The sequence below is a fragment of the Mycobacterium asiaticum genome (assembly GCF_001673315.1).
Taxonomy (GTDB): Bacteria; Actinomycetota; Actinomycetes; order Mycobacteriales; family Mycobacteriaceae; genus Mycobacterium; species Mycobacterium asiaticum_B.
Genome location: NZ_LZLQ01000083.1, coordinates 1 through 7,022 on the forward strand (window position 1 = coordinate 1; position 7,022 = coordinate 7,022).

The following is a 7,022-nucleotide window of genomic DNA, read 5'->3' on the forward strand; positions in this document are numbered from 1 at the left end:
TGATCGCCGCCGAGTCCGGTTTCTCGGTCACCGAAGCCATGACCGCACCGGAGAAAGTCACCGGCATCGACCGGGTGCAGCCCACCCTGTTCGCCATGCAGGTCGCCCTCGCGGCCACCATGAAGTCCTACGGGGTCACCCCAGGCGCGGTCATCGGCCACTCACTGGGCGAGTCGGCGGCCTCGGTGGTCGCCGGGGCGCTGTCGCTGGAAGACGGCGCGAAAGTCATCTGCCGCCGCTCCAAGCTGATGACCCGCATCGCCGGTGCCGGAGCCATGGCGTCGGTGGAATTGCCCGCCCAGCAAGTGTTTACCGAGTTGATGGCGCGCGGTATCGATGACGTCGCCGTGGCGGTCGTCGCCTCGGCGCAGTCCACCGTGATCGGTGGTGCCACCCAGACGGTGCGCGAGTTGGTCGCAGCCTGGGAAGAACGCGACGTGATGGCCCGAGAGGTCGCCGTCGACGTGGCCTCCCACACCCCGCAGGTCGACCCGATCCTCGACGATCTGACCGAGGCGCTGTCCGACATCAATGGCGAGCAACTGGCGGTCCCGTACTACTCGTCAACGTCGTTCGACCCGCGCGAGGAGCCGTACTTCGACGCCTACTACTGGGCCGACAACCTGCGGCACACGGTGCGCTTCGCGGCGGCCGTGCAGGCCGCCCTCGAGGACGGCTTCCGGGTCTTCACCGAACTGTCCCCGCACCCGCTGCTCACCCACGCAGTGGACCAAACCGCCCGCAGCCTGGACATGTCAGCCGCCGCGCTGGCCGCGATGCGCCGCGAGCAACCACTGCCCCACGGGTTGCGTGGGCTGGTCGGCGACCTATACGCCGCGGGCGCCGCGGTGGACTTCTCGGTGCTGTACCCGAGCGGTCGCCTGGTCGACGCGACCCTGCCGGCCTGGAACCATCGCCGCCTGCTGCTGGTAGAGAGCACCGACCGGTTGGCGCACGCCAATACCGTTGCGGTGCATCCCTTGTTGGGTTCGCATGTGCGGCTGCCCGAGGAGCCCGAGCGCCACGTCTGGCAGGGCGACGTCGGCACCGAGGCGCAACCCTGGCTGGCCGATCACCAGATCCGCGGTGCGGCCGTCTTGCCCGGTGCCGCCTACTGCGAAATGGCATTGACCGCGGCCCGCACGGTGCTCGGTGACGCGTGCGAAGTCCGCGACGTCAAATTCGAGCAATTGCTGCTCCTCGACGAACAAACCCCGGTAGGCGCCACCGCGACGGTCGAAGCCCCAGGCGTCGTCCCCTTCGTGGTGGAGACAAACCAGGACGGCGAACGTGCCCGACGCGCGTCGGCCACCCTGCACACCGTCGAGGAAGACTTCGACGAAGATGACGAAGACGACGAAGACTATGTCCCCTTAGCCCGGGACATCGAAGCTCTGCTGGCCGGGCATCCGAGTCCGATCGAAGGCGACGACCTGCGCCAGCAATTCGACCTGCGCGGCATCCAGTACGGCCCGGCGTTCGCCGGCCTGACCTCCGCGCACACCACCGAGGGCGCCGGCGACACGGTGCTGGCCGAGGTCGCGGTGCCCAGTTCGATTCGTTCCCAGCAGGGTGCCTACGGGGTGCATCCCGCATTGCTGGACGCCTGCTTCCAGTCGGTGGCGGCGCATCCGGCGGTCCGCAATGCCGGCGGCGGCGGTCTCCTGGTGCCGCTCGGTGTCGGACGGTTGCGTGCGTACGGTCCGGCCCGGCATGCCCGGTATTGCCTCACGACCGTGACCAGCGACGGCGGCACCGGATCGCTGGTAGCCGACCTCGACATCCTCGACGAGCACGGCACGACGCTGGTTGCGGTCCGCGGACTCGAGATGGGGACCGGTGCCCCGGCGGGCAGCGAGCGCGACCGGGTACTGAACGAACGGCTGCTGACCATCGAATGGCGTCAGCGCGAGTTGCCCGAGCAGACGGTGACCGAACCCGGCGCCTGGCTGCTGATCAGCACCTCCGACGCCGCTGACATGGCCGCGACCCAGCTCACCGACGTGCTGAAGGTCCACGACGCGCAGAGCACCACCATGTCCTGGCGCCTGAGCGACGACCACGACACCCAAGCCGGCGTGCTTCACGACCAGGTCAACGGCAGTCCATTCCACGGAGTCGTCGTCGTCACCGCTCCCGGCAACGGGGACCCTGCTGCGCAGGCCGGCGCGCGTGGCAGTGAGTACGTCGAGCACATGGTGCGTATCGCGCGCGAACTCGTCGACGTCCAGGGTCAAACACCCCGGTTGTATGTGCTGACCCGCGATGCCCAGCCAGTGCTGAGCGAGGACCGGCCTAACCTGGAGCAGGGCGGTCTTCGTGGCCTGCTGCGGGTGATCAGCGCCGAGCAGCCACACCTGCACGTCACCTATATCGACGTCGACGAGCACACCGCCGCCGAACAGGTGGCCCGCCAACTCCTGCTGGCCGACTCAGAAGAAGACGAAACCGCGTGGCGGAACGACGAGTGGTACACCGCGCGGCTGAGTCCCACCCCGCTGGGTCCGGACGAGCGGCACACCACCGTCGTCGACCACGAGAACCACGGCATGCGTCTGCATATCCGCACCCCCGGTGATCTGCAGACGCTGGAGTTCGCCGCGTTCGATCGGGTGCCGCCCGGTCCCGGTGAGATCGAGGTCGCGGTCGGCGCGTCCAGTATCAACTTCGCCGATGTCCTGGTCACTTTCGGCCGTTACCACACCGCCGATGGGCGGCTGCCGCAGTTGGGCACCGACTTTGCCGGCGTGGTGAGTGCGGTCGGACCCGGCGTGACAGACCTCAAAGTCGGCGACCGCGTCGGCGGCCTGTCCCCCAACGGTTGCTGGGCCACCTTCGTCACCTGCGACGCGCGCCTGGCCACCCCCCTACCCGATGGGCTGACCGACGCCCAGGCGGCCGCGGTCACCACGGCGTCGGCGACCGCCTGGTGCGGGCTGCACGACCTGGCCCGAATCAGGTCCGGCGACAAGGTGCTGATCCACTCGGCAACCGGTGGGGTCGGCCAGGCGGCGATCGCGATCGCGCGCGCCGTCGGCGCCGAGGTCTACGCGACGGCCGGCAGCGAGCAGCGTCGAGAACTGTTGCGGGGCATGGGAATCAAGCATATCTATGATTCGCGCAGCGTCGAATTCGCCGAGCAGATTCGCCGCGACACCGACGGTTACGGCGTGGACGTCGTGCTCAACTCGGTGTTCGGCGCGGCGCAACTGGCCGGGATCAAGCTGCTGGCGCGGGGCGGGCAGTTCGTCGAGATCGGCAAGCGCGACATCTACGGCGACACCAAAGTCGGGCTCTTCCCGTTCCGGCAGAACCTCTCGTTCCACGGGCTGGACCTCGGGTTGCTGTCGCAAACCGATCCCGACGCGGTTCGCGAGCTGCTGAGCACCGTCTACCGCGCCACCGCCGAGGGCGTGCTGCCGATACCCGAGAACACCAGCTACCCGCTGGCCGAGGCCGCCACCGCGATCCGGGTCATGGGTGCGGCCGAGCACACCGGCAAGCTCATCCTGGAGGTTCCCCACACCGGTCGCAGCAGTGTCGTGCTGCCCCCGGAGCAGTCGAACGTCTTCCGTACCGACGGCGCCTACGTGATCACCGGTGGCCTGGGCGGTCTCGGCCTGTTCCTGGCCGAGAAGATGGCGAGTGCCGGCGCGGGCCGCATCGTGCTCAGCTCCCGCTCGCAGCCCAGCCAGAAGGCGCTGGAGACCATCGAGATGATCCGTGCCATCGGGTCCGAGGTGGTGGTGGAGTGCGGCGACATCGTCGAGTCGAGCACGGCCGAACGGCTGATCGTCGCGGCCACCGCCACGGGGCTGCCGGTGCGCGGCGTCCTGCACGCCGCGGCGGTTGTCGAGGACGCGACGTTGCCGAACATCACCGACGAACTCATCCAGCGCGACTGGGCGCCCAAGGTGGCAGGCGCCTGGCACCTTCATGAAGCCGTGACCGGCCAACCGCTGGATTGGTTCTGCTCCTTCTCCTCGGCCGCGGCACTGGTCGGCTCACCGGGGCAGGGCGCGTACGCGGCCGCCAACAGTTGGCTGGACGCGTTCACGCACTGGCGACGCAGCCAGGGGCTGCCGGCGACCTCGATCGCCTGGGGTGCGTGGGGTGAGATCGGCCGCGCGACGACCTTCGCCGAGGAATCCGCCGACACCGACGCCATCAGCCCGGACGACGGTGCCTATGCGTTCGAAGCGCTGCTGCGCCACAACCGGGCCTACACCGGATACGCCCCGGTGATCGGCTCGCCGTGGCTGACCGCGTTCGCGCAGCGCAGCCCGTTCGCCGAGTTGTTCAAATCCGCGAAGGGCCGCGCGGGCGGCAACAAGCTGCTGTCCAAACTTCTGGAGATTCCGCAGGAGGAGTGGGCCGGTCAACTGCGCCGCCTGATCTCCGAGGGCGTCAGCCTGATCCTGCGGCGTGCCGTCGACCCGGACTGGGCGCTGTCCGAATACGGGCTCGACTCGCTCGGAAATCTCGAGTTGCGCACCCACATCGAGACGGAAACCGGCATACGGGTGACCTCCAACGAGATCACCACGGTGCGGGATTTGGCGGACCGTCTGGCCGAGCGACTCGCCGCCGCGCAAGAGGGCGCGGGGTAAAAACGGTACGGTCGCCGAAAGCTGGGAAGCTCGGTCTGTTTTCCCGCACTTCGGCAGTCCGTATTCCGCCCGCAACTTTGCCCGGTAAGACGGGGGAAGGGATGTTGGGCCGCGGGGCCCGCAGCGTCGCCGGGACAACCTCTCATTCCGCCATACCAGCCTCATACGCTGGACGTTTAAGGTGAAATGCGCTGCGGCCAGGGTTCACGACGCAGTGTGATTGCCATCACCTTCGGTTAATTTTTTTGTACGTACGCACGATTTTTCTACATGCGACTAAGCAACCCGATACGCTCGGCTCACGCTCAACTAGAGGTGGGCGTTGAAGTGTGGGGGCGGCAGGCGGCCGCGGCTGTGGCATTGGGAACAGCAGGGCGCGAAGTTCGACGAGAACTTGCCGAAGAGGGCTTGAAGCGCGGGCTAAGGAGATGAAGTACGACCGTGGATAAAGCACGCGTAACCCCGGTTGCAGTCATTGGTCTGGCGTGCCGGCTGCCGGGCGGCATCGACTCTCCCGAACAGTTGTGGCAGGCCCTGCTCCGCGGCGAGGACTTCGTCACCGAAGTGCCGCGCGAGCGCTGGGATATCGACGAGTACTACGACCCCGAACCCGGCGTGCCCGGACGCTCGCACTGCAAGTGGGGCGCCTTCCTGGACAACATCGGCGACTTCGACCCGGACTTCTTCGGCATTTCCGAAAAAGAAGCGACAGCCATGGATCCGCAGCATCGACTGCTGCTGGAAACCTCGTGGGAGGCCATGGAACACGCTGGCCTCACTCCCGCCCAGATGACCGACACCGCCACCGGGGTGTTCATCGGCCTGAATCATGGCGACTACCAGTTCGTGCAGGCCGAGACCGGCACCCTGGAGGGCCCGTACGGCAATACCGGCACCAACTCCTGCATGGCCTCCGGTCGCGTCTCCTACGCCCTGAGCCTGCGCGGCCCCTCGGTCACTGTGGACACCGCGTGTTCCTCGGGACTGTTCGCTGCGCACCTGGCGTTCCGCAGCCTCTGCGACGGTGAGAGTGACCTGGCGTTCACCGGCGGCGTGTACGCGATGCTCGAACCGCGCCGGTTCGCTTCTGGGTCGGCCAACGGCATGCTGTCCCGCACCGGACGTTGCCATGCGTTCGACGTCGAGGCGGACGGTTTCGTTTCCGGCGAGGGCGCGGTGGTCCTGCTGCTCAAGCGCCTGGAGGATGCGCAACGCGACGGTGACCGGATCCTGGCCGTCATGCGCGGTACCGCCGCCAACCAGGACGGCCACACCGTCAACATCGTGACGCCGTCCGTCGACGCCCAGGAGGCGGTCTACCGCACAGCGCTGGCCGCCGCCGATATCGACCCGAACACCATCGGAATGGTCGAGGCGCACGGTACCGGCACCCCGGTGGGTGATCCGATCGAGTTCGCCAGCCTGGCCGCGGTTTACGGCAATGACGGCCCCTGCGCACTCGGGTCGGTGAAGACCAACTTCGGCCACACCCAGTCCACCGCCGGCGCGCTCGGACTGATGAAAACAGTCCTGGCCGTGCAGCACGGGGTCGTCCCGCAGAACCTGCACTTCAACACGATGCCGGACAAGATCGCCGAGATCGACACCAATCTTTTTGTGCCGCAGCAAGTTACGCCTTGGCCCAAGGACGACCAGGCGGCGCCCAGGCGCGCCGCGGTCTCGTCGTACGGCATGTCGGGTACCAACGTGCACGCCATCTTGGAACAAGCCCCCGGCTCCCAGGAGAGCGTCCCGCCCGAGACCGCCGACGGCAGCAGCGCGACAGGCGCCCTGGTCTTCCCGATCTCGGCCAGTTCCGAGGACGCGCTGCGCAAGACGGCCGGTCGGCTCGCCGACTGGGTCGAAGCGCAAGACTCCGACCTGCAAATCTCGGATCTGGCGTACACGCTGGCGCGCCGGCGTGGGCATCGGCCGGTGCGTACCGCGGTGCTGGCCGGCACCGCCGCCGAGTTGGGCGCGGCACTGCGCGAGGTCGCCGACGGTGAGACGCCCTACCCGCCCGCGGTGGGCCAGGACGACCGGGGACCGGTCTGGGTGTTCTCCGGTCAGGGTTCGCAATGGGCCGAGATGGGCAAGGACTTACTGGAAAACGAACCGGTGTTCGCCGCCACGATCGCCGAGGTCGAACCGCTGATCGCCGCCGAGTCCGGTTTCTCGGTCACCGAAGCCATGACCGCACCGGAGAAAGTCACCGGCATCGACCGGGTGCAGCCCACCCTGTTCGCCATGCAGGTCGCCCTGGCGGCCACCATGAAGTCCTACGGGGTCACCCCCGGAGCGGTGATTGGCCACTCGCTGGGCGAGTCGGCGGCCTCGGTGGTCGCCGGGGCGCTGTCGCTGGAAGACGGCGCGAAAGTCATCTGCCGCCGCTCCAAGCTGATGACCCGCATC

2 protein-coding genes are annotated in these 7,022 nt (G+C 67.9%); both read left to right on the plus strand.

Annotation, left to right across the window (positions count from 1 at the left end):
• A partial coding sequence (pks2, locus tag A5636_RS12865; protein ID WP_065159033.1) for a sulfolipid-1 biosynthesis phthioceranic/hydroxyphthioceranic acid synthase occupies positions 1-4,610 on the plus strand: 4,610 nt, incomplete at its 5' end.
• Positions 4,611-5,051: 441 nt separating this feature from the next.
• Positions 5,052-7,022, plus strand: a 1,971-nt coding sequence (locus tag A5636_RS12870; protein ID WP_155763790.1) for a type I polyketide synthase, incomplete at its 3' end; no start/stop codon positions are given.